The organism is Aliidongia sp. (assembly GCF_035943795.1).
In the GTDB taxonomy this organism is placed as follows: Bacteria; Pseudomonadota; Alphaproteobacteria; order ATCC43930; family CGMCC-115725; genus Aliidongia.
Genome location: NZ_DASZBY010000100.1, coordinates 37,879 through 63,140 on the forward strand (window position 1 = coordinate 37,879; position 25,262 = coordinate 63,140).

Consider the following 25,262-nt stretch of genomic DNA (forward strand, 5'->3'; position numbering starts at 1 on the left):
GCGATGAAGCTCACGTTCCTGGCAGCCGCATTGGCAGCACTGCTCTCGACCGCGGCCACGGCCGAAACCATCAAGATCGGCGTGACCGGTGGACCGCATGCCGAGATCATGGAGGCCGTGAAGGCCGAGGCGGCCAAGTCGGGCCTCGACCTCAAGATCGTCGAGTTCTCCGACTATATCCAGCCGAACGCGGCTCTCGCCCAAGGCGATCTCGACGCCAATTCGTACCAGCATCAGCCGTTCCTCGATCAGCAGATCGCCGATCGCGGCTACAAGATCGTTTCGGTCGCAAAGACCGTCGTGTTCCCGATGGGCATTTACTCCAAGAAGGTCAAGAGCCTGGCCGACCTGCCTAACGGTGCGCAGATCGGCATCCCGAACGACCCGACGAATGGCGGCCGTGCGCTGCTGCTGCTGCAGAATGCCGGCGTGTTCAAGCTCGACCCGTCGAAGGGGCTGAAGTCGACGCCGCTCGACATCGTTGCCAATCCAAAGAAGGTGAAGATCGTCGAAATCGAGGCGCCGCAGCTGCCGCGCACGCTCGACGATCTGTCCGCATCGGCGATCAACACGAACTATGCGATCACGGCGGGCCTGACCCCGTCCAGGGATGCGATCATCCTGGACGGCGCCGATTCGGCCTACGTCAACGTGCTGGCGGTGCAGATCAAGGACAAGGACAAGCCCTGGGTGCAGAAGCTGATCGCCGCCTACCATTCCGGCGCGGTCAAGGCCTTCATCGACCAGAAGTATCAGAAGGCGGCCATTCCCGCCTGGTAACGCAGGTCCGCCAACGGTCTGGTCGGTTGCGGCGAGGTGTGGTGAACGGTAGGATTTCATCACACCCCGTTTTCGTTTGGAACCCTGCCTTTGCGCTATATCAGCACTCGCCAGACCGCCGGCACGCCGACGCTCGGCTTCGAAGACGTCCTGATCGCCGGCTTGGCGCCGGATGGCGGCCTCTACGTGCCGACCGAAATCCCCGTGTTCTCGGCAGCGGAGATCCGCCGGTTCCGGTCGCTGCGTTATCCGGAACTGGCGGCCGAGATCCTGACGCCCTTCGTCGGCGACGCGTTCCATCGCGACGAGTTGCTGGGCATCCTCGAGGACGCCTATGCCGGCTTCGACCATCGGGCAGTGGCGCCCTTGAAGCAGCTGGGCCAGGCCGAGTTCCTGCTCGAGCTGTTCCACGGGCCGACGATCGCGTTCAAGGATTACGCGCTGCAGGTGCTGGGCCGCCTGTTCGATGCCGTGCTGGCGCGGCGCGGCGAGCGGGCGACCATCGTCGGCGCCACCTCGGGCGACACCGGCTCGGCCGCCATCGAGGCCTGCCGGGATCGCGACAATCTCGACATCTTCATCCTCTATCCCCACGGCCGCACCTCCGCAGTCCAGCGGCGCCAGATGACCACGGTCCAGGCGCCGAACGTGCGGACGCTCGCGGTCGAGGGCAGCTTCGACGATTGCCAGGACCTGGTGAAGGCGATGTTCGCCGACGTGCCGTTCCGCGAGCGGCACCGGCTGTCGGCGGTAAATTCGATCAACTGGGCGCGCATCGCCGCCCAGGTCGTCTATTACTTCGCCGCCGCCGTGGCGCTGGGCGCACCCGACGTGCCGATCTCGTTCGCGGTGCCGACCGGCAATTTCGGCAACGTCTATGCCGGCCATATCGCCCGCAAGATGGGCCTGCCGATCGCGGAGCTTGTCATCGGCACGAACCGCAATGATATCCTCTATCGCTTCATCGAAACGGGCGAGATGCGCATCAGTTCGGTCGAACCGAGCCTCAGCCCCAGCATGGACATCCAGGTGTCGAGCAATTTCGAACGGCTGCTGTTCGAGGTTTCCGGCCGCGACGGCGCGGCGCTGGCCGATGCCATGGCCGCCTTCCGCAGGACCGGCAATCTGCCGGCCAGCCCCGAGACCTGGGCCGCGACCCGCGAACTCATCCGCGCCCATCGGGTCGGCGACGACGAGACGCGCGCCATGATCGCCCAGATCCATCGCGAGACCGGCGAGTTGCTCGATCCCCACAGTGCCATTGCCGTTGCCGCCTCGCGCGCCAAGGGATTGCGGGACGGCACGCCGCGCGTGGCACTTGCCTGCGCGCATCCGGCCAAGTTCCCCGACGTGGTCGATGAGGCGACCGGGCTCTATCCGGCACTGCCGGCCCATCTGGCCGACCTCATGACCCGGACGGAGCGCGAGACGCCGATCGCGAACGATCTGGCCGCCATCGAGGCCTATGTCGCCGCCAACGTCACCGGCGCCGACGAGGCCCGGGCATGAGCGCCAGGATCACCACGCTCGCCAATGGCCTGCGTATCGTGTCCGAGGACATGCCCTGGGTCGAAACGGTGTCGCTGGGCGTCTGGGTCGACGTTGGCACGCGCAACGAGCCGGCCGAGATCAACGGCGTCGCTCATCTCCTGGAGCATATGGCGTTCAAGGGCACGGAGCGGCGCTCGGCCCGGGCCATCGCCGAGGAGATCGAGAACGTCGGCGGTCATCTGAACGCCTATACCTCGCGCGAGCAGACCGCCTTCTACGCCAAGGTGCTGAAGGAGGACGTGCCGCTGGGCGTCGATATCCTGTCGGACATCCTGCAGCATTCGACCTTCGATGCGGACGAGCTGGAGCGCGAGCGCACGGTCATCATCCAGGAGATCGGCCAGGCGGCGGACACGCCCGACGACGTGATCTTCGACAAGTTCCAGGAACGGGCCTATCCCGACCAGTCCATGGGTCGGCCGGTGCTGGGCGAGGCGGAGATCATCAAGACGATCGGCCGCGACGCGGTCGCCGGCTACATGAACCGGCATTATGCCGCCGACCGCATGGTGCTGTCGGCGGCCGGCGCCGTCGATCACGACCGGCTGGTGGCACTCGCCGGCGAGGCTTTCACGGCACTGCCGGCCTATCGGGGCGAGGCGGTCGAGGGCGCACGTTACCAGGGCGGCGACCTGCGCGAGGAGAAGGACCTGGAGCAGGTCCACCTGGTGCTGGGCTTTCCGGGCGTCTCCTACACCGACGACGACTATTACGTCGCCTCCACCTTGTCGACGGTGCTCGGCGGCGGCATGTCCTCGCGCCTGTTCCAGGAGATCCGCGAAAAGCGCGGCCTCGTCTACACGGTCTATTCCTTCGCCTCGTCCTACGCCGACGGTGGGATCTTCGGCGTCTATGCCGGCACCGGCGAGGACGAGGTCGGGGAACTGATGCCGGTGCTGTGCGACGAGATCGTCAAGTCGACCGCGACCCTGACCGAGGAGGAAGTCGCCCGCGCCCGTGCACAGCTGAAGGCCAGCATCCTGATGGGCCTGGAAAGCACGTCGGCGCGCTGCGAGCATGTAGCAAGCCAGCTGCTGATCTATGGCCGGCCGATCGAGACCCAGGAGCTGGTGCGCAAGATCGACGAGGTCGACCTGGACGCGGTGCAACGCCTGGCGCGACGCATCTTCGCCGGCGCACCCACCTTCACCGCGCTGGGGCCGATCGCCAAGGTCGAGAGCTTCGACCGGATCGTCGATCGTCTCAAGGCATGAGCGAGCGGGCGATGGCCTTCTGCAGCGGCCTCCGTCGCCCTCGGGTGGCGGGCTGACATGCCGGACGTGCCGCGCCTCGCCGGCTTCTTCGCGGTGCAGCCGCCGTCGGTGCGGCTCGATGGCGGGCGGGTCCATCTCCGGCCGCCCGACCGGGCCGACTGGGTCGCCTGGAGCGAGCTGCGTGCCGCCTCCCGTGCGTTCCTGCAGCCCTGGGAACCAGCCTGGACCGACGATGCGGTCGGCAAGGCCGCGTTCCGCCGCCGGCTCGCGCGCTATGCGCTCGACTGGCGCGACGACGAGGGCTACGCCTTCTTCGTGTTCGACAATGTCGATGGCGAGCTCGTGGGCGGTATCGGCTTGTCGAACGTGCGCCGTGGCGTGGCGGAGACGGCGAGCCTCGGCTATTGGACCGGCCAGCGCTTCGCGCGCAAGGGCTACATGACCGAGGCGCTGCGGCTCATGATGGTCTTCACGTTCGAGCGGCTGCGCCTGCACCGGATCGAGGCAGCCTGCCTGCCGACCAATGCGCCCAGCCGCGGCCTGCTGACCAAGTCCGGCTTCCGCGAAGAAGGCTATGCGCGGAAATACCTGTGCATCGATGGCGTCTGGCAAGACCATGTGCTCTATGCCCAATTGCGCGAGGAATGGCGCGCGGGCCGCCTGCCGACCGGCGGCATCGAGGCCTGAGGGCGATCCGACCGCTGCACCTCGGCGACGGTCCGGTGACGGCGCGTCAGTCCGGGGTGTTGGTCGCGATCAGCGGCACGCCCGCCTTGGCGAGCGTGACAGCCAGCGTCGACGAGGCGACGTTCTTGACGATCAGCCGGCAGCGCCGGGGCAGCAGCGTCTTGAGCAGCCGGGTGACGGGCACGGTGGCATTGTCGCCCAGCAGCCGGGCTTCGATCGTCACCAGCGGGGCGGTTATCGGCAGATGAGCGATGAACGCCGGGTCGGTCGTCGGCAGTTCGAACGCGACGGCTCGGAACAGCGACGAAACCATCATGGTGACGTCGGTCAGCCGTGCCCGCGCCGTGTCGCGGCCCAGCTCCCGGATCTCCACGACCAACCGCTTCTTGCCCGGGCCGCCCAACGTACGGGCGACTTGCAGCCAATGCTCCGCGTCGCGGCGGTGCGTGAGCGTGGCCAGGCGCACCGGCGTCAGGATCAGGTCGGTGCGGTCCTGCTTCAATTCGGCGAGGACCCGTTCCGCGGCTCCGGTCAGCAGCAGCAATTCGGTCTGCGGCACATATTCTGAGCGGCCGAGCGCCAGCAGGGTCGATTGCGCATCCTCGATATCGGCCGGCAGGCGCGTCAGCACGATCGGTGCGGCGTGGTTCGTATCGGTCCTGACGATCTGAAACCAGACTTCGGCCGTCGTCAGCTTCGCGCGCATCGCCTTGATCGCGGCGTCTTCCAACCGCTTGCGCTCGCGCGTCAGCCGGGCCTCCAGCGCATTGACGATGGCGTTTTCCGGCATCATGTCGTCGGCGTCGACCTGGATCGTGGTGGCGAAGCTGGTGACGTCGGTCCCGGCCATTTCCGGGAATTCGCCGACCAGCTTTTCCCGGATCTCGTTGCCGATCGTGCGCGCTTTGAACTGCGCTTCCGATTCGTCGAGTTCGGCAAAACAGACGAGGAATCCGTCGTCGGCCGTACGGCTGAACACGTCCGTGTCGCCCAGATGCTTGCGCAGGATGTTTTCGGCGGCCTGGAACGACCGGTCCGCAACGGCCGGCCAGCGATCGCCGAGGGCGGCTCGCACCTCGGCCAGCCCGACGAGCTGGACCTTGCCGGCGACGACGGTGCCCGATTTGCCGACCCCCTGCAGCGCTTTGCGCACCGCCTGCTCGAAGCTCTTGTCGACCGGCATGTCGGCGCGCTGGGTCACCATCATCACGCGATAGGGGCGACCGTCCGGCTGCGGGATGGTCGTCACCACGATCTCGCCTGGCAGCAGGTCGCCCTTGCGATGACGCAGCCGAACCGACATGCGGCAGGTCATCTCGTCGCCGGTCGCCAATTGACGCTCGACCGTCGGCCGCTCCGCCGGGTCGATGATCTCGGTGTACGGCTTGCCGATCAGATCGAACACGCTCCAGCCGAACTGTCGGGTGACGGCAGTATTCACCATGGCGAAACGGCCGTGGTCGTCGATCACGCCCAAGGCCTGATCGAGCACGCCGAAGACCGAGGCCAGCAGGCGCTGTGTCGTCTCGCGCTCGCTCTCGGCCCGCTTGCGGGCGGTGACGTCGCGTCCCATGCGGACGAAATGGGTGATGACCCCGGCGGGGGACAGGATGGCGATGGTGCTGACTTCCATCCAGTGCGGCTTCCCCGCCTTGGACGTCGCCAGCGCCTCGATCTGGATCGGCTGGCCGGATTGGGCGGCGTCGCGCAATTGCGCGATCAGGCCCGGCAGGGATTCGGCCGGATAGAGAATGCCCAGGCGCTGTCCGATCAGGTCGCGGGCGGTATAGCCGGAGGAGCTTTCGACCGCGTCGTTGGCGTGCAGGATCATCGGCCCGCCTGGCACGTTCAAGTCCGCGTCGGTAATGAGGATCGTCTCTTTCGCTTTCCCGACGAAAGCCTGGAGAATCGATAGAAGCTCTTTGTCCGGCAAGGCTTTGTCAGCCATTTCGATTCTTTCGGACCACGGCGAGAATTCCGGTCGGCAGGAACGGTGAGTGCTGCGGCAATCTGCCGCTCATGCCGCCAACTGCTTCTGAGAATAGGCGTTCCGTCCCTCAGCGCAAGGCTGTCGTTACCCTCGCGCTCGCCTCAGGCGTGTCCGGCCTCGGTCGACAGCATGCGGGCATCGATACCCAGGCGGCCGATGGCGCGGTCCCATTTGGTATCGTGCACCTGGTCGAACACGATGGTTTCGTCGGCCGGCGCGTGGAGCCAGCTGTTCGCCTGGATCTCGATGTCGAGCTGGCCGGGCCCCCAGCCGGCATAGCCCAGTGCCAGCAAGGTCTGGCGCGGACCGCTGCCCTTGCCGATGGCGCGCAGGATGTCGAGCGTCGCGGTCAGGGCCAGATCGTGACCCACGACCAGGGTGCCTTCCTCGACATAGTCGCAGCTGTGCAGCACGAAGCCGCGCGCGGTCTCGACCGGGCCGCCGAAATGCACCTTGGTCGGTTCCAGTTCGCTTTCGGTATCGACCGACAGATGCTCCATCAGTTCGGGCACGGTCAGGCTGTCGAGCGTCTTGTTGACGACCAGGCCCATGGCGCCGTCGGGCGTGTGCGCGCAGATGTAGATGACCGAGCGGTGGAAGCGGATGTCGCGCATCTGCGGCATGGCGATCAGCAACTGCCCGGTCAGGTAGCCGGACCCGGGCGCTTCGGAGCCGGTCGGTATGGTCGTCGAAGGGATCGTCGCGCGTCGCATGTTTCACAGATAGCGCTGCACCCGGTCGCCCGCAAGCGGCAACGCCCGGCACGGGCTGGTCGCGACAAGTTGAACCTGGACTTGGGCGCCGTTGCGGTACAAGAAGATCATCATGTTCCCAAGGTCCTGGCTGCTCCGGCTCGCCGCTCTCCTCGCTCTCTGCCCGCTTGCTCACGGCCAGGCCCGTGCCGAGGACTACGCCTCCGACTGGGCGCGCACCGAGCAGGGCGCCGTCCGCCTCGTCGTAGCGCCGACCAGGGACGGTGCGCTGCGCCTGGGCCTGGCATTCCGGCTCGAACCGCACTGGAAGATCTACTGGCGCTCGCCGGGCGATGCCGGCCTGCCGCCGACGGCCGATTGGACCGGGACGGAAAACGCGGAGGTCGGTGAGTTCGCCTGGCCGGTGCCGGAGCGGTTCGAGCTGTCCGGCCTCGAAACCTTCGGCTACGAAGGCGAGGTGGTGCTGCCGGTAGCGGTCGCCGTGCCCCATCCGGGCGAGCCGGTCCATCTGAGCGCCGCCGTCGATTTCCTGACCTGCCGCGAGCTGTGCGTCCCGAACAACGTGACGCTCGACCTGACCGTGCCCGCGGGGCTTGAAGGACCGGGGCCCTATGGCGAGTTGATCGACCAGTTCCAGGCCCGCGTTCCGGGCGACGGCAGCACGGGCGGGCTGACGCTCGAAGCAGCCTCGGCCGGGGGCACGGGCAAAGCGGCGCGGCTCGATCTCACGCTGCGGACGACGCCCCCCATGGGCCAGCCCGACGCGATCGTCGAGGGCGCGTCACCGGTCGTGTTCGGGCCGCCGACCATGGCGGCCGGCGGGTTGGAGACCCATCTGGTGCTGTCGGCGCTCGACGGCGCCGATGGGTTGGCGAAGCTGGTCGGCGCCCCGCTGACCATCACGGTGATCGACCGGTCGGCACCGGCCGATGCGCCCCGCGCAGCGACCGTCACCCTGGTCGTGGCGCCCCTCGCCGACGGCGGCAGCGCGGCCGATCTGTTGGCGGTGATGGCGGTGGCGGTGCTCGGCGGCTTCATCCTGAACTTCATGCCCTGCGTCCTGCCGGTGCTGTCGATCAAGCTGCTGGCACTGGTCGGCGAGGCGGGGCAGGGGCGGCAGCGGGCGCGGGCGAGCTTCCTCGCGACGGCGGTGGGCATTCTGTCGTCGTTCCTGGTCATGGCGGCGGCGCTCGTCACGGCCAAATCGGCCGGCCTGTCGATCGGCTGGGGCGTGCAGTTTCAGGAACCGGTCTTCCTGGCGGCGCTCGCAGCCCTCGTCACCCTGTTTGCCTGCAACCTGATGGGCTGGTTCGAGATCCAGCTGCCCTGGTGGCTGGCCGGACGGCTGCAGGGCGGCGGATCCTCGCTCGCCGGCAGCTTCTTGTCGGGCGCCTTCGCTACCTTGCTGGCGACGCCCTGTTCGGCGCCCTTCCTCGGCACGGCGGTGGGCTTCGCGCTGGCCGGCGGACCGGCCGACATCTTCCTGATCTTCGCCTGCCTGGGCATCGGCCTGGCGCTGCCCTATCTGGTCGTGGCCGCACTACCGGCGCTCGCCCGCTTCCTGCCGCGACCGGGCTCGTGGATGGTGACCTTGCGCCGGATCCTGGGCCTGCTGCTGGCCGGCACGGCGGTGTGGCTGGTCTGGGTGCTGCGCGAGCAGGCGGGCACCGTCGCGGCCGGCGCCGTCGCGGTTCTCGGCATCGCGGCGACGGCCGCGCTGGCTTTCGGCCATCGGGTTCCCCGCCTCGGCCGCGGGTTCGCGCCGGTTTCCGCCATCCTGCTGCTCGGGATGCTGGCGCCGCCCGCCTTCCTGGCCCGGACCGGGGACGCGGCCGCGCTCGGCGCCGGCTGGGCGCGCTTCGACCAGGCCGCGATCGCGCCGGCGGTCGCCAAGGGGCAGGTCGTGTTCGTCGACGTGACGGCGAGCTGGTGCCTGACCTGCCAGGTCAACGAGCGGCTGGTGCTGGACAAGCCCGACGTAAAGGCTTCGCTCGGTGCGGCCGGCGTGGTCGCCATGCGCGCTGACTGGACCCGACCCGACCCGGCGATCACCGATTTCCTGAAGCATTATGGCCGCTACGGCATTCCGTTCAACGTGGTCTATGGTCCGGGTGCGCCGGACGGCCTGCCCTTGTCGGAAGTCCTGACCAGCACCGCGGTCGAAGCGGCGCTCGCGAAGGCGAAGGGCGTCGCCAAATCCTGAGAGCGTGATTTTGTCGTCCGGCGCGGCTATGGTCGCGGCCGAGCATTTTCATTCCCCCATCCCAAACGAACAAGGACCCGCGAGCCATGATCAAGGTCGGTGAGAAGATCCCGTCGGTGAAGCTGAAGCACATGACCGCCGACGGCCCGAAAGAGGCGCTGTCGGACGAGCTGTTCGCCGGCAAGAAAGCCGTGCTGTTCGCCCTGCCGGGCGCGTTCACGCCGACCTGCTCGGCCAAGCACGTACCCGGTTTCGTGAATAGTTTCGATGCGCTGAAGGCCAAGGGCGTCGAACTGATCGCCTGCCTGTCGGTCAATGACGCGTTCGTCATGGGTGCCTGGGGCAAGGACCAGAAGGCCGAGGACAAGGTCCTGATGCTGGCCGACGGCAATGCCGATTTCACCAAGGCGGTCGGGCTCGATGCCGATTTCACCGGCTATGGCATGGGCACCCGCTCGCAGCGCTATGCCATGCTGCTCGAAGACGGCGTGGTGAAAGTACTGAACGTCGAGAAGCCGGGCGCGTTCGAGGTCTCGACCGCCGAGACCATCCTGGCGGCACTCTAAGACGGTTCATCCCGCCATTCCCGCGCAAGCGGGAATGGCGGGTGTCAGAGGGCGGCCTTCGCCAGTGCCGCGGCGCGCGCTTCGACCACGCCCAGGCGGGCGAGCGCGTCGGCCCGTTCGTTCTCCGGATGGCCGGCATGGCCCTTGACCCAGATCCATTCGATCTGGTGGCCTTTCAGCGCCTCTTCCAGCGCCAGCCACAGGTCGATGTTCTTGACCGGCTTCTTGTCGGCGGTCTTCCAGCCGTTGCGTTTCCAGCCGTGGATGAAGCGCGTGATGCCGTCCTTCAGGTACTGGCTGTCCGTATGAAGCTTGACCAGGGCCGGGCGCTTCAGCGCGCTCAGCGCCTGCACCGCGGCCGTCATCTCCATCCGGTTGTTGGTCGTCGGCATCTCGCCGCCGTGCAGTTCCTTTTCGGTCTCGCCATAGCGTAGGATGGCACCCCAGCCGCCGGGTCCCGGGTTGCCGCTGCACGCCCCGTCGGTGAAGATCTCGATGGTCGGCAATTCGCTAGAGTCCATAGTCTTCCGCGTGGCTGATGGTGCGGTGGAACCGCAATTTCTGCAGGTATTCGCGCGGGTCCTTGGGCCGGACCAGGGCGCCCGGCTGCTGATTGAGCCAGTCATAGAGCCTCGTCAGCAAAAAGCGAAGCGCGCTGCCGCGGGCGAGGATCGGCAATGCGTGGCGTTCGGCGTCGCTCAAGGGCCGGCGCGCCTGATAGGCCTGAACCAGGGCCGCGGCCTTGGCCGGGTTGAACCGGGCCTCGTCGTCGAAGCTCCAGGCGTTGAGGCAGATCGCCAAGTCGTAGGCCAGGAACTCGGTGCAGGCGAAATAGAAATCGATGACCCCCGACACCGTCTCGTCGCGAAAGAACACGTTGTCGGGGAACAGGTCGGCATGGCAGACGCCGGTCGGCAGGTCCTGGGGCCAGGCGGCCTCGATCGCAGCCAGCTCGTCGGCCAGTTCCTGGGCGAGGCCAGGTGCCACCTCGTCGGCCCGCTCGCGCGTCGCCTCGACCAGGCGCCGCCAGCCGGGCAGCGACAGGTCGTTTGGCCGCCGCATCGGGAAGTCGGCGCCGGCCAGGTGGAACCGTGCCAGCGCATCGCCGATGCCGGTGCAGTGGAACGGCTCGACCGTGCGCGGCCACAGCCCTTCGAGGAAGCTGATGAGCACGGCCGGGCGGCCGCACAGGCGGCGCAAGGCGACCCCGTCGCGCGCCTTGATCGGCGTCGGGCAGACGAAGCCGCGGGCAGCCAGATGCTCCATCAGGCCCAGGAAGAACGGCAGGTCCGCCTCCTTCACCCGCTTCTCGTACAGCGTCAGGATGAAGCTCGCCTGCTCGGTCTGGATCAGGTAGTTGGAATTTTCCACCCCCTCCGCGATGCCTTTGCAGGACAGGACCGCGCCCAGGTCATATTCGGCGACGAATTGGGTGAGTTCCCCGTCGGAGACATCGGTATAGACGGCCATCGTGCGCGCGGGGCTCCAGAACGGGTCGCCGGATCGGGTCCGGGTGAGGGGCGCCATTCAACGGCATCAAGGGCCTGGTGAACAAGGGCTATCCGGTGGTACCAGCCGGTGGACTTGTGCGGACCGGCGCCGCCCCCTACAATCCCGCCCGTTCTCCAGGGTGCGTCTCGCACCGTCCGGCTGCGTCCCAACGACGGCCCAACGCGATCTAGGTCATCCATGCCCGTTCAGTCTTCCTTCCGTCGCACGCTCCGGCGTCGCATGGCGCCCCTCGCGCTGATCCTCGCCGTCGGCGGCGCGCTTTCCGGCTGCAGCTGGTTCAAGGGAACCTATGACGATGGCAAATGCCCCGTCGTCGGCATTCCCGACGATCTGGCGACCGTCTCGCATTTCCGCGGCCAGGGTACCGATTTCGCCAGCCTGGCGGTCTCCGCGCGGCTCAGCGACCTCAAGGGCGACTGCTCGTTCGACAAGGAAGGCATCACGGTCAGTATGAACGTTTCGCTGGTCGCCCACGCCGGGCCGGCGATGACCGATCGCAATGCCGACTTCGCCTATTTCGTGGCGATCCTCGATCCGGCCGGCACGATCGTCGCCAAGAAGGTCTTCCCGGCCCCGATCGCGTTCGCCGCCGGCCAGCAGAGCCGCGGTTCGGTCGAAACCATCGACCAGCGCATCCCGCTCAAAGACTATCACCAGGCCGGCAAATATCGGGTCGAGGTCGGCTTCCAGCTGAGCCAGGAAGAGCTGTCGTACAATCGCGGCGGCCACTGATCCCGCCTGGGGTTCAGCCCGTCTCCTGATCGTCCGCTTGCGGCTTCGTGGCGCCGAAGCCGCGTCGCCGGGCCGCGCGCCGGGCACCGCCGGCCCACCGCTTCAGGCGCCGACGGATGCTGAGCCCGTCGAGCGGATCGCGCTCCGGCTCCAGCACGACGCCGATTTCGGTGATCCGATCGCCATCGAGCGTGCGGACGATCAGGTCGACCAGCCCCAGATGCACCCGGTCGCCGATCGCCGGACGCCGGCCCAGGCGCTGGCGCAGGAACGTGCCCACGGGCTTGGCACGGTCGCCGAGCGTGGCCGGCAGGCCGTAGAGGTCGACGAAGGTCGCCATCGGCACGCTGGGATCGAGCACGAAATCGCCGAGCGCCGATTCGGCGAGCGGCCCGCTCCGCTCCGCGAACAGGCGATCCAGCATGGCGGTCGTCTCGGGCGGGGTCAGCGCCAGCACCACGTCGTTCGGCTGCAACCGGTCGAGCTGGGCGCGGTTCATCACGACGCCGTCGCGGAGCACCGCGATCAGCCGGGTGCGGCGCGGCAGGGGCAGTTGCTCGAACGAGCGATCGAGCGCGGGCGCCCCGGTCGGCACGCGATAGGCCGAGATCTCGCGCGAGCCGGCAGCCGCGATCTCCAGGTCCAGCCGCTGGCCGTGGCCCTTGTCGCTCGGCATCTCCAGCCTCAGCCAGCGCGCGGCCGGCGCCACGGTCCAGCCCTGCAGCACCAGCGAGGCGAGCACGACCAGGAAGGCCACGTGGAAATAGGTCTCCGACTGAGGCAGGCCGGCCAGAGTCGGAATCATGGCCAGAAAGATCGGCACGGCGCCGCGCAAGCCGACCCAGGCGACGAACAGGCGTTCCTGCACGCTGAAGCGGAACGGTGTCAGGCAGATCCAGACGGCGACCGGCCGGGCCACCAGGATCAGCACCAGTGCCACGCCGAGGGCTGCCGGCGCCTGGGGCAACAGATGATGGGGTGTTACCAGCAGGCCCAGCATGATGAACAGGATGAGCTGGCTCAGCCACGCCATGCCCTCGTGGAAGCGCAGGATGGTCTGGCTCGATTTCAGCCGGCTGTTGCCGGCGATCAGCCCGGCCAGGTAGACGGCGAGAAAGCCGGAGCCTTCGAGCAGCTGGGTCCCGGCGAACAGGCATAGCGCCGCCGCCATCGCCAGGATCGGTTGCAGGCCGCCGGCCAAGGTCAGACGATTGACCAACTGGACCAGCAACATACCGCCGGCCACGCCGATGGCGGCGCCCAACAGCGCCTGGCGCGCAAGTGACAGCAGCAATGCCGCGAACGGCTGGCCATCGTGACCGGCGGCCAGGGCCACGAGCGTGGTGGTCAGGAATACGGCGAACGGATCGTTGAAACCGGCCTCGGTCTCCAGCGTGGCGGCCACACGCTCGCTGATGTCGCGGCCGCGCTGATGCAGCAGCAGGAACACGGCGGCGGCATCGGTCGAGGACACGATTGCGCCGATCAACAGCCCCTGGGTCCAGCCGAGATCGAGCAGGAACACGGCGGCCGCCCCGGCGATCGTCGCCGTGACCGCGACGCCGACGCTGGCCAGCACGACCGACGGCCCGAGCGCCAGCTTGAACACGCGTCGGCGCGTATGCAGGCCGCCGTCGAACAGGATGATGGCGAGGGCGGCGCTGCCGATCAGGTAGGCGGTGCCGGTCGAGGTGAAATGCAGGCCCAGCCCGTCGACGCCCGCGACCATGCCCAGCGCCAGGAAGGCCAGCAGCAAGGGCGCACCGACGCGGCTCGACAGCATGCCGGCGACGATGCCGGCCAGCAGCAGCAGCGATCCGATGAACACGAGCTGATGGGCCTGCTCCATGCTTTTCTCCGAAAATCCTTTGTCTGCAAGGATATTACGAAAGCGATTCGGGCAAGAGCGTGGCACGGGCGCGACAAACTGCGAACCGTTGGTTTCACACCACCAATGATTGGTGCCGCCGGTGTGTCGGATGAGTATCGCGCGGGCCGGAGGCCTCAAGGCGACATCCTCAAAGATAGGGCAGCATCAGCCTCGCCGCGGCATCGCGCAGGCGCCAGGGCAGGGCGCGTTTGGCGAGGCGGCGGGCGGACAGGCGGCGGCGCTGGGCGCGGATCATGAACTGGTCGAGCCGGGCCGCCAGGTCCGCGTCGTAGACTTCCATGTTCAGCTCGAAATTCAGGCGGAAGCTGCGCATGTCCCAGTTCGAGCTGCCGATCAGGCACCACAGCCCGTCGACCGTCATCAGCTTGGAATGCTCGAACGGCGGCGGGCTCAACCAGATCTTGGCACCGGTCGCGGCCAGCGGGCCGATCTGGGCGCGGAAGGCCCAGTCGACCGGGCGATGATCGCTGCGCCGGGGCACGATGATGTCGACCCGCACGCCGCGGATCGCGGCCAGGCCGAGTGCCGTCAGCATGCGATCGTCGGGCAGGAAATAGGGGGTCATGATGCGGATCGAGCGCTCGGCCGACGCGATGGCCTGCAGCGCCAGATATTCGATCTTCTCCAGGTCCTGGTCCGGACCGGAGGTCACGACGCGGGCGATCACGGCGCCGGCCGCCACCGGGGGCGGGAACCAGGTCTCGCCGCTCAGCGACTCGCCGGTCGTGAAGACCCAATCCTCGGCGAACGCATCGGTCAATTGGCCGACGACCGGCCCCTCGATGCGGAAATGCGTGTCGCGGACCAGCTCGTCCGACCCGAGGTCGGCTGCCACCAGGTTCTCGGCACCGATGTTGAGGCCGCCGGTGAAGCCCAGATACCCGTCGATGCACAGGATCTTCTTATGGGTGCGAAGATTGATGAAGGGCATGCGCCACGGCAGGTGCGAATGCAGGAAGCGCGCGGCCGGAACCTTGGCGCGGCGCAGCCGGCGGTAGGTCGCGGCCCAGAAATAGCCGCTGCCGTAGCCGTCGATCAGCACCCGCACCGCCACGCCGCGCCGGTGGGCCGCGATCAGGGCCTCGATCATCGCCATCCCGGCCAGGTCGGCCCGGAAGATATAGCTCGACAGGGCGACGCTGGTCCGGGCCTGGCCGATCGCCTCGAGCATCATCGGATAGGCCTCGTCGCCGTTCCGCAACATCGCGATGCTGTTGCCACCTTCGGCCGGCCGGCGGGTCAGGCGCCGGGCGGTGCGGTCGAGTGCTGCCAGGTGATCCGTGCGCTCGATCTGCGGTTCCGGCTGGCCGCCGGCGCCGCGCCAGGGCCGGCGTGCGCGCAGCCGATGGGCGCGCCGGGTGACACGGTTGATGCCGAACACGAGATAGAGGACGGAGCCCAGGAACGGCGCCAGCCAGGCGATGCCGATCCAGCCGATGGAACCGCCGATGTCGCGCTTGCGCAGCAGCACATGGAGGGTCACTGCCACCGCCAGCAGCAGGTGCGTTTCGGCGAACACCTGTCCGCCGACATGACTCAATTGTTCGAGCACGCGGCGCCTCCTTTGGAGCCAGGCCGGTTAGACCTGGCCCCTTATGCCATGATCTGCAAAAGAAAACCGCCCCGAGGCACGAGCCGCGGGGCGGTTTTTCCGGAGGACCTTGAGGAAGCGGGCGCCTAATGCAGCCGCTTCGGCAATTCCCCGATCGCTTCGTCGATCAGCTTCGAGCCGCGGGCCTGGTCCAGGGTCTCGCGCAACAGGACGCGGGTCGCCTCGATCGCGACGTCGACCGCGACATGGCGCACCTCGGCCAACGCCTTGGCTTCAGCCTGGGCGATCTTGTCCAGGGTCGAAGCCTCGCGGCGGCGCAGGGCGGCATCGAGCTCGGCTTCCGCCTCGCGGCCGATGCGTTCCGCATCTTCCTTGGCGCGGGCGACGATGTTCTGCGCCTCGGCCAAGGCGTCGCGCTGCTTGCGTTGGTAGTCGGCGAGCGTCGCCTCGGCCTCGGCGCGCAGGCGCTTGGCTTCCTCGATCTCGTCGCGGATCCGGGCTGCACGGGCATCGAGCCCGCCGGTGACGCCCGGCGCGGCCTTCTTGATCAGGACCACCACCGCCACGATGAAGGCGAGGGCGATCCAGAACTCGACGTCGTGGAACAGTTCCATCAGGCGCGGCCCTTCATCACTTGGTCGACGGTCGCACCGAGCTGCGTGTCGTCGATGTCGTCACCGATCAGGCGCGAGGTTGCGGCCCGGGCCGCCTCGACGGCGATGGTGCGGACGTTGGCCAGCGCCTCGGTCTTGGCGGCGGCGATGCGCGCCTCGGCCGTGGCGGTCTTCTCGGCCAGGGCCGCGATCGCTGCCTGGCTGCGCTTGGACGCGATCTCGGACAGCCGTTCCTTGGTCTCATTGACCGTGGCGCTGGCTTGCGTGCGCGCCTCGGCCAATGCCCGCTCATAGGCCTGGATGACGATGTCGATCTCGGCCTTGAGCTTGGTCGCCCGGTCGAGGTCGCCGTCGATCTGCACCTTGCGGCGGTCGATGGCAGCGCCGACCCGCGGCAGGGCCACCTTGGCCATCAGGAAGAAAAGAACGACGAACGTGATCGCCAGCCAGATCAGCTGCGGCGAAAACGATGTCGGGTCGAGTTGCGGCATGGCGGGCGCTCCGGAAATCCAGGTTCGTCCATCACCGTTCGCCGGACGGCGCGTTCACCGTCCGGCGTAACGACAGATGCTTTATGCGAAGAGGATCAGGAACGCGATCAGCAGGGCGAACAGGGCCACGGCTTCCGTCAGCGCGAAGCCCAGAATGCCGATACCGAACACCTGGTTGCGCGATGCCGGGTTGCGGGCAACCGAGCTGATCAGCGTGGCGAAGATGTTGCCGATACCGACGCCCACACCCATCAGGGCGATGACGGCGAGGCCTGCACCAATATACCGAGCGGCTTGAACGTCCATTTTTTAGTCCTCTTACGCTTGTCGTTTGTCATGGAACCGGCGCCGATGGGGCTTGTTTGGCCATCGACGCCGATTGGAGATCCCGAGGATGGGGTCGCGAGCCTAGTGGAGCTCGATCGCGTCCTTGAGATAGAGGCAGGTCAGGATCGTGAAGACGTAAGCCTGCAGGACCGCGACCAGGAATTCGAACAGGATGAGCGCCACGTTCACCGCGAACGGCGCGATGCCGAACACGCCCAGCGCCACGGTGAAGGTGCCGAACACGAACAGCATCGTGTGGCCGGCCATCATGTTGGCGAACAGTCGGATCGACAGGCTGATCGGGCGCGAGAGATACGACAGGATCTCGATCGGCACGATCAGCGGCGCCATCGCGACGGGCGCGCCGTGGGGGAAGAAGAAGCTGAAGAAATGCAGCCCGTGGCGGAACAGCGCCACCAGGGTCACGGTGATGAACACCATCGCGGCGAGCGCGAAGGTCACCACGATATGGCTGGTGAAGGTGAAGCTGTAGGGGATCATGCCCAGCACGTTGCCGAACAGCACGAACATGAAGATCGTGAATACCCACGGGAAATACTTCATCCCCGCGGTGCCGGCGTTCTCATGCACCATGTTTGCGATGAATTCGTAGGCGAGCTCCGCCATCGACTGCCAGCGCCCCGGCACCAGCGCCGACTTGGCGCTGCCCAGGACCAGGAAGGCGGTGATCGCCACGACGGCGATGACCATCAGCAGCGACGAGTTGGTGAAGGACGCGTCATAGCCGCCGATGTGGAATTCGGCGATGCGTTCGATCTTGAACTGTTCGAGCGGACTCTCAGCCACGGCGATGCCCACCTCTATTGATCAGAATCATTCCCGTCCCTCTTCGTCCGGACGCTTGTAACCAGCCGCCAGACCCAGACCGTTGACTGCGCGATAGACATTCATGATGCCGGCCGCGGAGCCCAGAAAGAAAAACACGATCATCAGCCACGGCCGCGTGCCGAGCCACCGATCCAGCAGCCAACCCGCTCCCATGGCGACGACCAAGGCCGCCACCAGCTCGACACCGATCCGCATCGCCATACTCATGAAGCGGCCGGTCGATTCGTCCCGGTTTCCGCCCTCTTCCGATCGAGTCCGCCGACGCCCCTTCGCTTCCGCGATGCGCGCCGCCAGCCCTTCGAGCGGGTCCGGCTTGTCAGAATTCGGCATGGAGCCAATAGCCTTTCGGCCAAAAAGACGCGGCGGAACATAGGTGCTGCCAAAACCGGCTGTCAAGGCGAAACGCCGCAGCCTGCCGCATGGCGGAAACGCGCGGCCGGCCCTCGTTTTTCGCTCGGTTTGGCGATCCCGGGATCAGGCGCTCTGCCGCAGCCGGTCGGCGGTCGACAGCTCGACGGAAACCAGCTGCGAGACGCCCTTCTCGGCCATGGTGACGCCGTAGAGCCGGTCCATCCGTGCCATCGAGACCCGGTGGTGGGTGATGATCAGGAAACGCGTTCCGGTGCGCTGGCCGATCTCGCGCACCAGGGTGACGAAGCGCTCGACATTGGCGTCGTCGAGCGGGGCGTCGACCTCGTCCAGCACACAGATCGGCGCCGGATTGGTCAGGAACACGGCGAAGACCAGCGCCAGCGCCGTCAGCGCCCGCTCGCCGCCGGACAGCAGCGAAAGTACCTGCAGCTTCTTGCCCGGCGGGCTCGCCATGATCTCGAGACCGGCCTGCAGCGGATCGGTCTCGTGCTGGACCAGCTCCAGATAAGCCCGGCCGCCGCCGAACAGCCGCACGAACAGGTCCTGGAAATGGGCGTTCACCGCCTCGAACGCCTGGGTCAACCGTTCGCGCCCCTCGCGGTTCAACTGCTGGATCGCTTGGCGCAGCCGTGCGATCGCCGCGGTCAGGTCGGCCGATTCGCGGCGGATCGTCTCCAACTCCTCGCTGAGTTGCGCCATCTCGGTCTCGGCCATCAGGTTGACCGGGCCGATCGCCTCGCGCTCGCGCTTCAGCCGGTCGAACCGTGCCTCGAGCTCGGCCGGCGTCTCGTCGCCCGGTTGCTCCGGGATCTCGGCCAGGGCCGGCAACTGTGCCGGCAGAGTCTCGAACACGTCCTGGATCCGTTGGGTCGCCATGGCCAGTGCCTCGGTCGCCTGCTCGAAGCCGGCTTCGGCGCGGACCCGGTCTTCGCGCGCCTCGCCCAGGCTGCGGTTCGCGGCCTCGAAGGTGCGTTCGGAATCGGCGGCGGCGCTCTCCGAATGGCGCAGGCCCGCCGCGATCGTCTCGGCCGCCGCGCGGGCTTCGGCGATCTGCTGCTCCAGCTCGTCCCGCTCGGCCGCCAGCTCTTCCGGCCGAATCGCCAATTGCCGGATCTCGGTGTCGAGCTGTTCGCGTCGTTGATCCAACTCGGCCTGCTGGACCGCGGCGCCGTCGAGCCGGTCGATCCAGGCGCGTGCCTCGATCTCGATCGAGGCGAGGCGGTTGCGCCGGTTCTGCGCGTCGCGCACCAGCCGGTCCAGCTCGCGCTGCTGCAGGCTCTCCTCGGCACGCAGCCGGCCGACCTCGGCGCGCAGCCGCTCGACCTCCTGCCGGTCGAACGCCGGATCGGGCAGGGCCTGGCGCTCCTTCTCGGCTTCATCGGACTGGGCGTCGCTTTCGGCCAGTTCCTGGGTCAGCCGCGCCTTGGCCTCGGTCGCGGCCTGGTGGCGTGCCGCGGCGGCGTTGGCCTGGGCGACCAGGTTGGCCTCGGCATTGCGCGTGGTCGCGATGCGCTGGGTCGCGGCACGCACCGCCTCGCGGGCGGACCGGTCCTGAGCCTGGGCGGCCTCGACCGCCCGGGCCGCATGGCGATGGACCTCCTGCAGGCGCGCGAGTTCGGCCGCCGCCCCTTCCCGTTCGGCCTCCAGATCGTCCAGATGGTTGCGCTGGGCGAGACGGGTGGCGGCGGCGCTGGGCGCCCCGGCCGCGATGGTCAGGCCGTCCCAACGCCAGACGGCACCGTCGCGGGTCGCGAGCCGCTGGCCGGGCGCCAGGCCCGGCTGCAGCCGCCGGCCGGTCTCGGCGTCGGCGACGAGACCGATCCGGCGCAGGCGGCGGGCGAGCGCCGCCGGTGCCTCGACGAAGGCGATGAAGGGCTCGGCACCGTCGGGCAGGGGTGCGAACGCGTCGATCTCGTCCGGCAGGTTCGCCCAATGGATCGCGGCGCCGGCATCCAGCGCGGCCGACAGATCGTCGCCCAGGGCCGCGCCCAGCGCCTTCTCCAGGCCCTTGCCGACCCGGACCTGGTCCAGCACCGGCGCGAAGCCCTTGGTCGTGCCGGACGCGACAACGGCGCGCAGGCCCTCGATCTCGGCCTTCAGCTTGACCGTCTGCCGTTCGGCCGCCTGGACCGGCTGGCGGGCCTCGGCTTCGGCCGCCTGGGCGACTTCGATGGCGCCTTCAGCGATCTCGGCCATTTCGCGGGCGACGGCGAGCGCCTCCTCGGCTTCGGCGACCTCGGTCGCGGCCTCGGCCAGCCGTTCCGGGCCGATGGCGAGCAGGTCGAGTTCGCGCGTCTTCGCCTCGGCCTCGGCCCATTGCCGCTTCAGGCGCAGCCGGCGCTCCTCGATCGTCGCGATGCGGCGGACCAGGGCGGCCCGTTCGGCCTCGCGGGCGGCCGCCCGGGCCGTCGCCTGGCTGAGGCCGCCCTCGGCGAGGCTGACGGCGTTCTTGGCGGCGAACACCAGTTCCGACGCGCTCTGCTGCTCGTCGGCCTCGCCATCCTGCTGGGCCGTGAGCCCGTCGCGCTCGCCATGGAGCCGGGCCAGCGCCGATTGCGCTTCGGCCGCCAGCCGCTTCTCGCGCTGGATGTCCTGGTCGAGCAGGGCCAGGCGATGCTGGTTGTCGCGCAGCGCCTGAGCGATCCGGGTCGTCTCGGCGGCGAGCGAGGCCAGGCCCGCGGCCAGGCGTTCGACTTGGTGACGGGCCTCGGCGGCGGCCTGGCGCAGGCCGGGCAGGGCCTCCTGGGCTTCGAGCCGCTGGGCTTGAGCGGTCTCGGCGGCCTCGGTCGAGGCCGCCACGCGGGCCTCGGCCTGGGCGAGCCGGGTCGAAGCGGCGGCCAGCCGGGCGGTCTGATCACACCAGGCCCGGTGCAGCACCAGCGCCTCGGCCTTGCGGATCTGGTCGGACAGGCGGCGGTAGCGTTCGGCCTGGCGCGCCTGCTTGCGCAGCCGCTCGATCTGGACGTCGAGCGACTGAGCCACGTCGTCGAGCCGCGTGAGGTTGGTTTCGGCGGCGGATAGCTTCAGCTCGGCCTCGTGCCGGCGCGACTGCAATCCGCCGATACCGGCGGCTTCCTCCAGCAGCAGGCGGCGCTCGTTCGGCTTGGCATTGATCAGCCAGCCGATGCGGCCCTGGCCGACCAGGGCGGAGGAGCCGGCGCCCGAAGAGGCGTCGGCGAACAGCAATTGCACGTCCTTGGCGCGGGTCTCTCGGGCATTGACCCGATATGTCGAGCCCTTGCCGCGGTCGATGCGGCGCTCGATCTCCAACTCGTCCTGGTCGTTCAGCATCGCCGGCGCGGTGCGATCGCTGTTGTCCATCCGGACTGCGACCGAGGCCACGTTGCGCGCCGGCTTGGTCGTGGTGCCGCCGAAGATGACGTCGTCCATGTCGCCGCCGCGGAGCCGCCGGGCGGAGGTCTCGCCCATCACCCATTGCAGCGCTTCGACGAGGTTGGACTTGCCGCAGCCGTTCGGGCCGACGATACCCGTCAGCCCGGCTTCGATCAGAAGCTCGGTGGGTTCGACGAACGACTTGAAGCCGCTAAGGCGAAGCTTGGTGAACTGCAAGTCGGGCCGGACCCTCCCCGATCGGTCAGGAGGCGGCGGCGAGCAGCTTCTGGAACTCGTCGTATTCCTTGAAGCCGGTCGATTTCGACCCGTTGATGAAGAAGGTCGGCGTCGAATCGACCCCGGCATCGTCGCCGGACTGGCGGTTGGTCACGACCAGCTTCGACAGCTTGTCGTCGCTGAGGCAGGCCTTGACCTGGGCTTCCGACACGCCGCCGAACTTGGTGAGCTGGGTCAGCGCCGCGACCGATTCGTCCGGGTTGTTGCGGAACCAGCTGCGCTGCTGGGCATAGAACACGTCGAGGAAGCCGTAGAACCGCTCCGGCCCGCCGCAATGGGCGATGATGTGCGCCTTGAGGGCGACCGGGTCGAACGGGAAGTCGCGATAGACCCAGCGCACCTTGCCGGTATCGATCCAGTCCTTCTTCACTTGCGGAAAGGTCTTGGTCGAAAAATCGCCGCAATGGGGACAGGTGAGCGAGGCATATTCGAAGACCGTGATCGGGGCGTCGGACTTGCCCAGGACCACGTCGTCCGGCCGGATCGCCGGCGCCGCCGCCACTTCCACGACCGGCGTCGCGGGGGCGGCCGCCTGGGCCTGGGCCAGCGTGGCGAACGAGGCCAGCGCGATCAACAGAATGCGGTGCATTAACGTCTCCAACACTAGATATTGAGGTTATCGAGATTTGCGATGGGGTGCAAGCGGGCGCGAAGCCGGCTGATCGCCCAGCACGGCCTGGCCCCAGCGTTCGAGGGCCGCCTTCAATTCCGGATCCGAGATGCCGTCCAGGCTGTCGTGAAGTGCCGTCGTTTCGGCGGCGGCAAGCGGCCGGGGCGGCTTGGGCGACGGTATCGCCGCGTTCGGCAGGGGGCCCTGGGTCAGTTTCAGGTGGGCGACCGCGCGATAGCCGAAGAAGCCGTTGATGCGCTCGATGATCTGCGGCTCGCGATGGCGTACCTCGGGGGCGGCGGCCGAGACCACCTTGAGATGGAGCGTGCCATCGACGCGGTCGCCCTTGCCGAAGGCGAGTTTGATCGGCAGGGTGTCGCGCGCCAGATCCTCGCCGACGACGGCCGCCCAGCCCAGAATCATCTCGGCCTCCGCCAGGCCGCGCCGGCCCAGGACCGGGGCCGCAACCTTCGACACACTGATCGCGATCGATTTCATGGCAGAGATCCTATGCCGCCCATGTCCCACCCGTCCGTGACCGTCCAGCCGGCATCGGATGCGCCCGATCTGGCCGCCGCCATGCTCGCCTGGTACGACCGGCATCGCCGGGTGCTGCCCTGGCGCGCCGAGCCGGGTCGGGGGTCTGACCCCTACGCCATCTGGCTGAGCGAGATTATGCTGCAGCAGACCACCGTCGCAACGGTCGGACCCTACTTCCGCGACTTCCTGTCGCGCTGGCCGACGGTCGCGGATCTGGCGGCCGCCGACCTCGACCAGGTGTTGCACGCCTGGCAAGGGCTCGGATACTACGCCCGAGCGCGCAACCTCCATGCCTGCGCCAAGGCCGTGGCCGGGCAGCATGGCGGCGTGTTTCCCGATACCGAGGCGGGCCTGCTGGCCCTGCCGGGCATCGGCGCCTATACCGCGGCGGCGATCGCGGCCATCGCGTTCGACCGGCCGGCGACCGTGCTCGACGGCAATATCGAACGCGTCATGGCCCGGCTGCGCCGGGTCGAGGTGCCGCTGCCCGACGCGAAACCGATCCTGCGCGCCCATGCAGCCGAACTGACGCCCCGCCGGCGGCCGGGCGACTATGCCCAGGCGGTAATGGACCTGGGCGCCACGGTCTGCACACCCCGCAAGCCGCGCTGCATGCTGTGCCCGTGGGAACGCTCCTGTGCCGCGCACCGCGCCGGCGATGCGGAACGGCTGCCGCTGAAGCGCGCGAAGGCGGCGCGGCCGACGCGCCACGGCGTGGCGTTCTGGGCAGTCCGTCCCGACGGCGCGATCCTGATCCGCAAGCGTGCGCCCGAAGGCCTGCTGGGCGGATTGATGGAGGTGCCCTCGACCCCCTGGGTGGAGGCGCGCTGGGCCGCGACCGATGCGCTGGCCCATGCCCCGGTCACGGCGGAGTGGCGCCTGCTCAACGGGTCGGTCGGGCATACCTTCACCCATTTCCACCTGGAACTCTCGATCCTGGTCGGCACGCCGACGGACACGACGGACGCGGGCGTGTGGGTCCGGCCCGAGCGGCTGGGCGAGCATGCCCTGCCGACCGTCGTCAAGAAGTTGGTCAAGCATGCCTTGGCCGGTCTCAAGCCGCCGCCGACACCCTGAAGGCTGCGGATACTTCGAGCAGCCAGTTCCGGAACGCCACGACGAGCGGCCGGTCGAGCGCCACCGGCGGGAACACCAGGTAATAGGCGAAGTCGGCGACGATCTTGTTGGGAAAGGGTCGGACCAGCCGGCCGCTTTCCAGGTCGTCGGCGCACAGCACGCTGGTGCCCAGCGCCACGCCCTGGCCCATCGCCGCGGCGGTGAGGCTCATATGGGTATAGGTGAAGCGCGGCCCCTGGCGGGCGTCGATGTGATGGACACCCTGCTTGGCCAGCCATTCGCTCCATTCCAGTTCGTGCAGGCCCGGATGCGGCTCGTCATGCAGCAGGATGTGGCCCGACAGGTCCGCCAGCCTGCGCAGGGGCAGCGGCCCGTCGAGCAACCGCGGACTGCAGACCGGAAACACTTCCTCACGGAATAGGAAATCCGCGATCAGGCCCGGATACTTGCCGGCGCCGAAGCGCAGCGCCACGTCGACGTCGTCGTCCTTGAAGGTCGCGAGCTTGTCGTCGGCCAGTGTGCGGATGGCGATGCCCGGATGGATGCGGCCGAAGGCGCCAAGGCGCGGGATCAGCCAGCGGGCGGCGAAGCTGGGCATGGTGGTGACGGTCAGCACCGGTCCGCTGCTCTGGCGCGCCAGGTCGCGGGTCGCCACCGCGACCTGGTCCAGCAGTTCACCGATGCGCTTGCCGTAGAGCTGACCCGCGTCCGTCAGCAGCACGCCGCGCGGCTGCCGGCGAAATAGTTTGAGACCCAGATGATCTTCGAGCGTCTTGATCTGCTGGCTGACGGCACCAGCGGTGACGTGCAACTCCTCGGCCGCCTTGAGAAAACTGAGGTGGCGGGCGGCGGCCTCGAACGCGCGGAGTGCGTTCAACGGGGGCAATCGGCGCGACATGCGGGCTCCATGACATAGCTCAGCTAAGCCATACTATCAGAAACACTGGTTTGTCGCTCGGGGTCTGAATGCCGATCTTTCCCTCATGGATGATCGCATTCATGAGGAGAAGATCATGACGAAGTTAACGATGACCGCCGGCAGCGCAGCGCTGTCCCGGGGCACGACCAGCCACCATGTCGCCGGCTTCGCGACTCGGATGTTCGACGCGATCGGCGCTTGGGGTGACCGGGCCGCGCAGCGGCGCCTGCTGTCGGCGGCGAGCGACCATGTCCTCCATGACATCGGGATCAGTCGTCTCGACGCCGAAGGCGAGGTCGAGAAGCCGTTTTGGCGCCGGTGATAGAGCTTGCCGAGCCGAGCGCGCTTTGGCGTGAGATAGGACGGGGGACATCGACGGTCGATGCCCGGGACAGCGCCCCATGTCATGCAAGCGCGCTCGCGCACTCTTTTTCGACACGGG

At 68.1% G+C, this 25,262-nt stretch carries 24 protein-coding genes; 9 read left to right on the forward strand and 15 right to left on the reverse strand.

The genetic code is table 11. From position 1 onward, the window contains the following. The first annotated feature begins 3 nt into the window (after window positions 1-3). From VGV37_RS18785 to VGV37_RS18800, 4 genes are all read left to right on the forward strand, one after another. On the forward strand, window positions 4-780 hold the full coding sequence (locus VGV37_RS18785; protein WP_326881271.1) for a MetQ/NlpA family ABC transporter substrate-binding protein: 777 nt from the start codon (window positions 4-6) through the stop codon (window positions 778-780). Window positions 781-870: 90 nt separating this feature from the next. Further along, complete coding sequence (gene thrC, locus VGV37_RS18790; RefSeq protein WP_326881272.1) at window positions 871-2,289, forward strand: threonine synthase; 1,419 nt, start codon at window positions 871-873, stop codon at window positions 2,287-2,289. Then, window positions 2,286-3,545, forward strand: coding sequence for a pitrilysin family protein (locus VGV37_RS18795; RefSeq protein WP_326881273.1), 1,260 nt, complete (start codon window positions 2,286-2,288; stop codon window positions 3,543-3,545). Before thrC ends, VGV37_RS18795 begins: the two co-directional genes overlap by 4 nt. Window positions 3,546-3,602: 57 nt before the next feature. Further along, the gene (locus tag VGV37_RS18800; RefSeq protein ID WP_326881274.1) at window positions 3,603-4,232 is read left to right on the forward strand and encodes a GNAT family protein; all 630 of its coding nucleotides are present in this window, start codon (window positions 3,603-3,605) and stop codon (window positions 4,230-4,232) included. Window positions 4,233-4,278: 46 nt separating this feature from the next. Here the strand turns inward: VGV37_RS18800 and VGV37_RS18805 are convergent, their stop codons facing one another. Together VGV37_RS18805 and VGV37_RS18810 are read right to left on the reverse strand one after the other, a co-directional pair. Then, window positions 4,279-6,180, reverse strand: a complete 1,902-nt coding sequence (locus VGV37_RS18805; RefSeq protein WP_326881275.1) for a PAS domain S-box protein — start codon at window positions 6,178-6,180, stop codon at window positions 4,279-4,281. 143 nt (window positions 6,181-6,323) lie between these two features. Beyond that, complete coding sequence (locus VGV37_RS18810; protein WP_326881276.1) at window positions 6,324-6,935, reverse strand: YqgE/AlgH family protein; 612 nt, start codon at window positions 6,933-6,935, stop codon at window positions 6,324-6,326. A gap of 112 nt (window positions 6,936-7,047) precedes the next feature. Here VGV37_RS18810 and VGV37_RS18815 point away from each other — a divergent pair, with 112 nt between their 5' ends. After that, window positions 7,048-9,138, forward strand: a complete 2,091-nt coding sequence (locus tag VGV37_RS18815) for a protein-disulfide reductase DsbD family protein (protein ID WP_326881277.1) — start codon at window positions 7,048-7,050, stop codon at window positions 9,136-9,138. A gap of 86 nt (window positions 9,139-9,224) precedes the next feature. Further along, window positions 9,225-9,704, forward strand: coding sequence for a peroxiredoxin (locus VGV37_RS18820; protein ID WP_326881278.1), 480 nt, complete (start codon window positions 9,225-9,227; stop codon window positions 9,702-9,704). A gap of 44 nt (window positions 9,705-9,748) precedes the next feature. Here VGV37_RS18820 and rnhA read toward each other — a convergent pair whose 3' ends face one another. Together rnhA and VGV37_RS18830 are read right to left on the reverse strand one after the other, a co-directional pair. Then, window positions 9,749-10,225, reverse strand: coding sequence for a ribonuclease HI (gene rnhA / locus VGV37_RS18825; RefSeq protein WP_326881279.1), 477 nt, complete (start codon window positions 10,223-10,225; stop codon window positions 9,749-9,751). Then, complete coding sequence (locus tag VGV37_RS18830; RefSeq protein ID WP_326881418.1) at window positions 10,215-11,174, reverse strand: homoserine kinase; 960 nt, start codon at window positions 11,172-11,174, stop codon at window positions 10,215-10,217. The genes rnhA and VGV37_RS18830 overlap by 11 nt, the downstream gene beginning before the upstream one ends. A 261-nt stretch (window positions 11,175-11,435) precedes the next feature. Between VGV37_RS18830 and VGV37_RS18835 the strand changes: the two genes are divergently transcribed. Beyond that, the gene (locus VGV37_RS18835; RefSeq protein WP_326881280.1) at window positions 11,436-11,948 is read left to right on the forward strand and encodes a hypothetical protein; all 513 of its coding nucleotides are present in this window, start codon (window positions 11,436-11,438) and stop codon (window positions 11,946-11,948) included. A 13-nt stretch (window positions 11,949-11,961) separates the two neighbouring features. Here VGV37_RS18835 and VGV37_RS18840 read toward each other — a convergent pair whose 3' ends face one another. From VGV37_RS18840 to VGV37_RS18885, 10 genes are all read right to left on the reverse strand, one after another. Continuing rightward, the gene (locus VGV37_RS18840; RefSeq protein ID WP_326881281.1) at window positions 11,962-13,797 is read right to left on the reverse strand and encodes a potassium/proton antiporter; all 1,836 of its coding nucleotides are present in this window, start codon (window positions 13,795-13,797) and stop codon (window positions 11,962-11,964) included. Window positions 13,798-13,966: 169 nt separating this feature from the next. Continuing rightward, window positions 13,967-15,391 (reverse strand): cardiolipin synthase, encoded by a 1,425-nt coding sequence (cls, locus tag VGV37_RS18845; RefSeq protein ID WP_326881282.1) that lies wholly within the window; start codon window positions 15,389-15,391, stop codon window positions 13,967-13,969. A 125-nt stretch (window positions 15,392-15,516) separates the two neighbouring features. Further along, a complete protein-coding gene (locus VGV37_RS18850; RefSeq protein WP_326881283.1) occupies window positions 15,517-16,005 on the reverse strand; it encodes a F0F1 ATP synthase subunit B in 489 nt (162 codons plus the stop codon). Then, a complete protein-coding gene (locus VGV37_RS18855) occupies window positions 16,005-16,496 on the reverse strand; it encodes a F0F1 ATP synthase subunit B' (protein ID WP_326881284.1) in 492 nt (163 codons plus the stop codon). The genes VGV37_RS18850 and VGV37_RS18855 overlap by 1 nt, the downstream gene beginning before the upstream one ends. A gap of 81 nt (window positions 16,497-16,577) precedes the next feature. Continuing rightward, window positions 16,578-16,802, reverse strand: coding sequence for an ATP synthase subunit C family protein (locus VGV37_RS18860; RefSeq protein WP_326881285.1), 225 nt, complete (start codon window positions 16,800-16,802; stop codon window positions 16,578-16,580). A gap of 102 nt (window positions 16,803-16,904) precedes the next feature. Beyond that, window positions 16,905-17,630: a F0F1 ATP synthase subunit A gene (locus VGV37_RS18865; RefSeq protein ID WP_326881286.1), complete on the reverse strand. Its 726-nt coding sequence runs from the start codon at window positions 17,628-17,630 to the stop codon at window positions 16,905-16,907. Window positions 17,631-17,657: 27 nt separating this feature from the next. After that, window positions 17,658-18,068 (reverse strand): AtpZ/AtpI family protein, encoded by a 411-nt coding sequence (locus tag VGV37_RS18870; RefSeq protein WP_326881287.1) that lies wholly within the window; start codon window positions 18,066-18,068, stop codon window positions 17,658-17,660. Window positions 18,069-18,146: 78 nt separating this feature from the next. Further along, a complete protein-coding gene (smc, locus tag VGV37_RS18875; RefSeq protein ID WP_326881288.1) occupies window positions 18,147-21,614 on the reverse strand; it encodes a chromosome segregation protein SMC in 3,468 nt (1,155 codons plus the stop codon). A 25-nt stretch (window positions 21,615-21,639) separates the two neighbouring features. Continuing rightward, window positions 21,640-22,263: a DsbA family protein gene (locus tag VGV37_RS18880; protein WP_326881289.1), complete on the reverse strand. Its 624-nt coding sequence runs from the start codon at window positions 22,261-22,263 to the stop codon at window positions 21,640-21,642. Window positions 22,264-22,290: 27 nt separating this feature from the next. Continuing rightward, window positions 22,291-22,782: a DUF721 domain-containing protein gene (locus tag VGV37_RS18885; protein WP_326881290.1), complete on the reverse strand. Its 492-nt coding sequence runs from the start codon at window positions 22,780-22,782 to the stop codon at window positions 22,291-22,293. A gap of 21 nt (window positions 22,783-22,803) precedes the next feature. Between VGV37_RS18885 and mutY the strand changes: the two genes are divergently transcribed. After that, window positions 22,804-23,901 (forward strand): A/G-specific adenine glycosylase, encoded by a 1,098-nt coding sequence (gene mutY / locus VGV37_RS18890; RefSeq protein WP_326881291.1) that lies wholly within the window; start codon window positions 22,804-22,806, stop codon window positions 23,899-23,901. Here the strand turns inward: mutY and VGV37_RS18895 are convergent. Further along, a complete protein-coding gene (locus tag VGV37_RS18895; RefSeq protein WP_326881292.1) occupies window positions 23,879-24,799 on the reverse strand; it encodes a transcriptional regulator GcvA in 921 nt (306 codons plus the stop codon). The two genes, mutY and VGV37_RS18895, sit on opposite strands and share 23 nt — an antisense overlap. A 115-nt stretch (window positions 24,800-24,914) precedes the next feature. On the opposite strand from VGV37_RS18895, the gene VGV37_RS18900 reads away from it, so the two are divergent. Beyond that, window positions 24,915-25,142, forward strand: coding sequence for a DUF1127 domain-containing protein (locus tag VGV37_RS18900; protein ID WP_326881293.1), 228 nt, complete (start codon window positions 24,915-24,917; stop codon window positions 25,140-25,142). The last annotated feature ends 120 nt before the right edge of the window (window positions 25,143-25,262 follow it).

Excerpts from the sequence above, each read along its gene's own strand:
- VGV37_RS18855 (WP_326881284.1), bottom strand. The coding sequence starts at position 16,496 with ATGCCGCAACTCGACCCGACATCGTTTTCGCCGCAGCTGATCTGGCTG.
- VGV37_RS18820 (WP_326881278.1), top strand. The coding sequence starts at position 9,225 with ATGATCAAGGTCGGTGAGAAGATCCCGTCGGTGAAGCTGAAGCACATG.
- VGV37_RS18840 (WP_326881281.1), bottom strand. The coding sequence starts at position 13,797 with ATGGAGCAGGCCCATCAGCTCGTGTTCATCGGATCGCTGCTGCTGCTG.
- VGV37_RS18835 (WP_326881280.1), top strand. The coding sequence starts at position 11,436 with ATGGCGCCCCTCGCGCTGATCCTCGCCGTCGGCGGCGCGCTTTCCGGC.
- VGV37_RS18900 (WP_326881293.1), top strand. The coding sequence starts at position 24,915 with ATGACGAAGTTAACGATGACCGCCGGCAGCGCAGCGCTGTCCCGGGGC.
- VGV37_RS18795 (WP_326881273.1), top strand. The coding sequence starts at position 2,286 with ATGAGCGCCAGGATCACCACGCTCGCCAATGGCCTGCGTATCGTGTCC.
- VGV37_RS18850 (WP_326881283.1), bottom strand. The coding sequence starts at position 16,005 with ATGGAACTGTTCCACGACGTCGAGTTCTGGATCGCCCTCGCCTTCATC.
- VGV37_RS18830 (WP_326881418.1), bottom strand. The coding sequence starts at position 11,174 with ATGGCCGTCTATACCGATGTCTCCGACGGGGAACTCACCCAATTCGTC.
- VGV37_RS18815 (WP_326881277.1), top strand. The coding sequence starts at position 7,048 with ATGTTCCCAAGGTCCTGGCTGCTCCGGCTCGCCGCTCTCCTCGCTCTC.
- VGV37_RS18800 (WP_326881274.1), top strand. The coding sequence starts at position 3,603 with ATGCCGGACGTGCCGCGCCTCGCCGGCTTCTTCGCGGTGCAGCCGCCG.
- rnhA (WP_326881279.1), bottom strand. The coding sequence starts at position 10,225 with ATGGACTCTAGCGAATTGCCGACCATCGAGATCTTCACCGACGGGGCG.
- VGV37_RS18805 (WP_326881275.1), bottom strand. The coding sequence starts at position 6,180 with ATGGCTGACAAAGCCTTGCCGGACAAAGAGCTTCTATCGATTCTCCAG.
- VGV37_RS18785 (WP_326881271.1), top strand. The coding sequence starts at position 4 with ATGAAGCTCACGTTCCTGGCAGCCGCATTGGCAGCACTGCTCTCGACC.
- VGV37_RS18810 (WP_326881276.1), bottom strand. The coding sequence starts at position 6,935 with ATGCGACGCGCGACGATCCCTTCGACGACCATACCGACCGGCTCCGAA.
- VGV37_RS18885 (WP_326881290.1), bottom strand. The coding sequence starts at position 22,782 with ATGAAATCGATCGCGATCAGTGTGTCGAAGGTTGCGGCCCCGGTCCTG.
- VGV37_RS18880 (WP_326881289.1), bottom strand. The coding sequence starts at position 22,263 with ATGCACCGCATTCTGTTGATCGCGCTGGCCTCGTTCGCCACGCTGGCC.
- VGV37_RS18895 (WP_326881292.1), bottom strand. The coding sequence starts at position 24,799 with ATGTCGCGCCGATTGCCCCCGTTGAACGCACTCCGCGCGTTCGAGGCC.
- mutY (WP_326881291.1), top strand. The coding sequence starts at position 22,804 with ATGTCCCACCCGTCCGTGACCGTCCAGCCGGCATCGGATGCGCCCGAT.
- VGV37_RS18860 (WP_326881285.1), bottom strand. The coding sequence starts at position 16,802 with ATGGACGTTCAAGCCGCTCGGTATATTGGTGCAGGCCTCGCCGTCATC.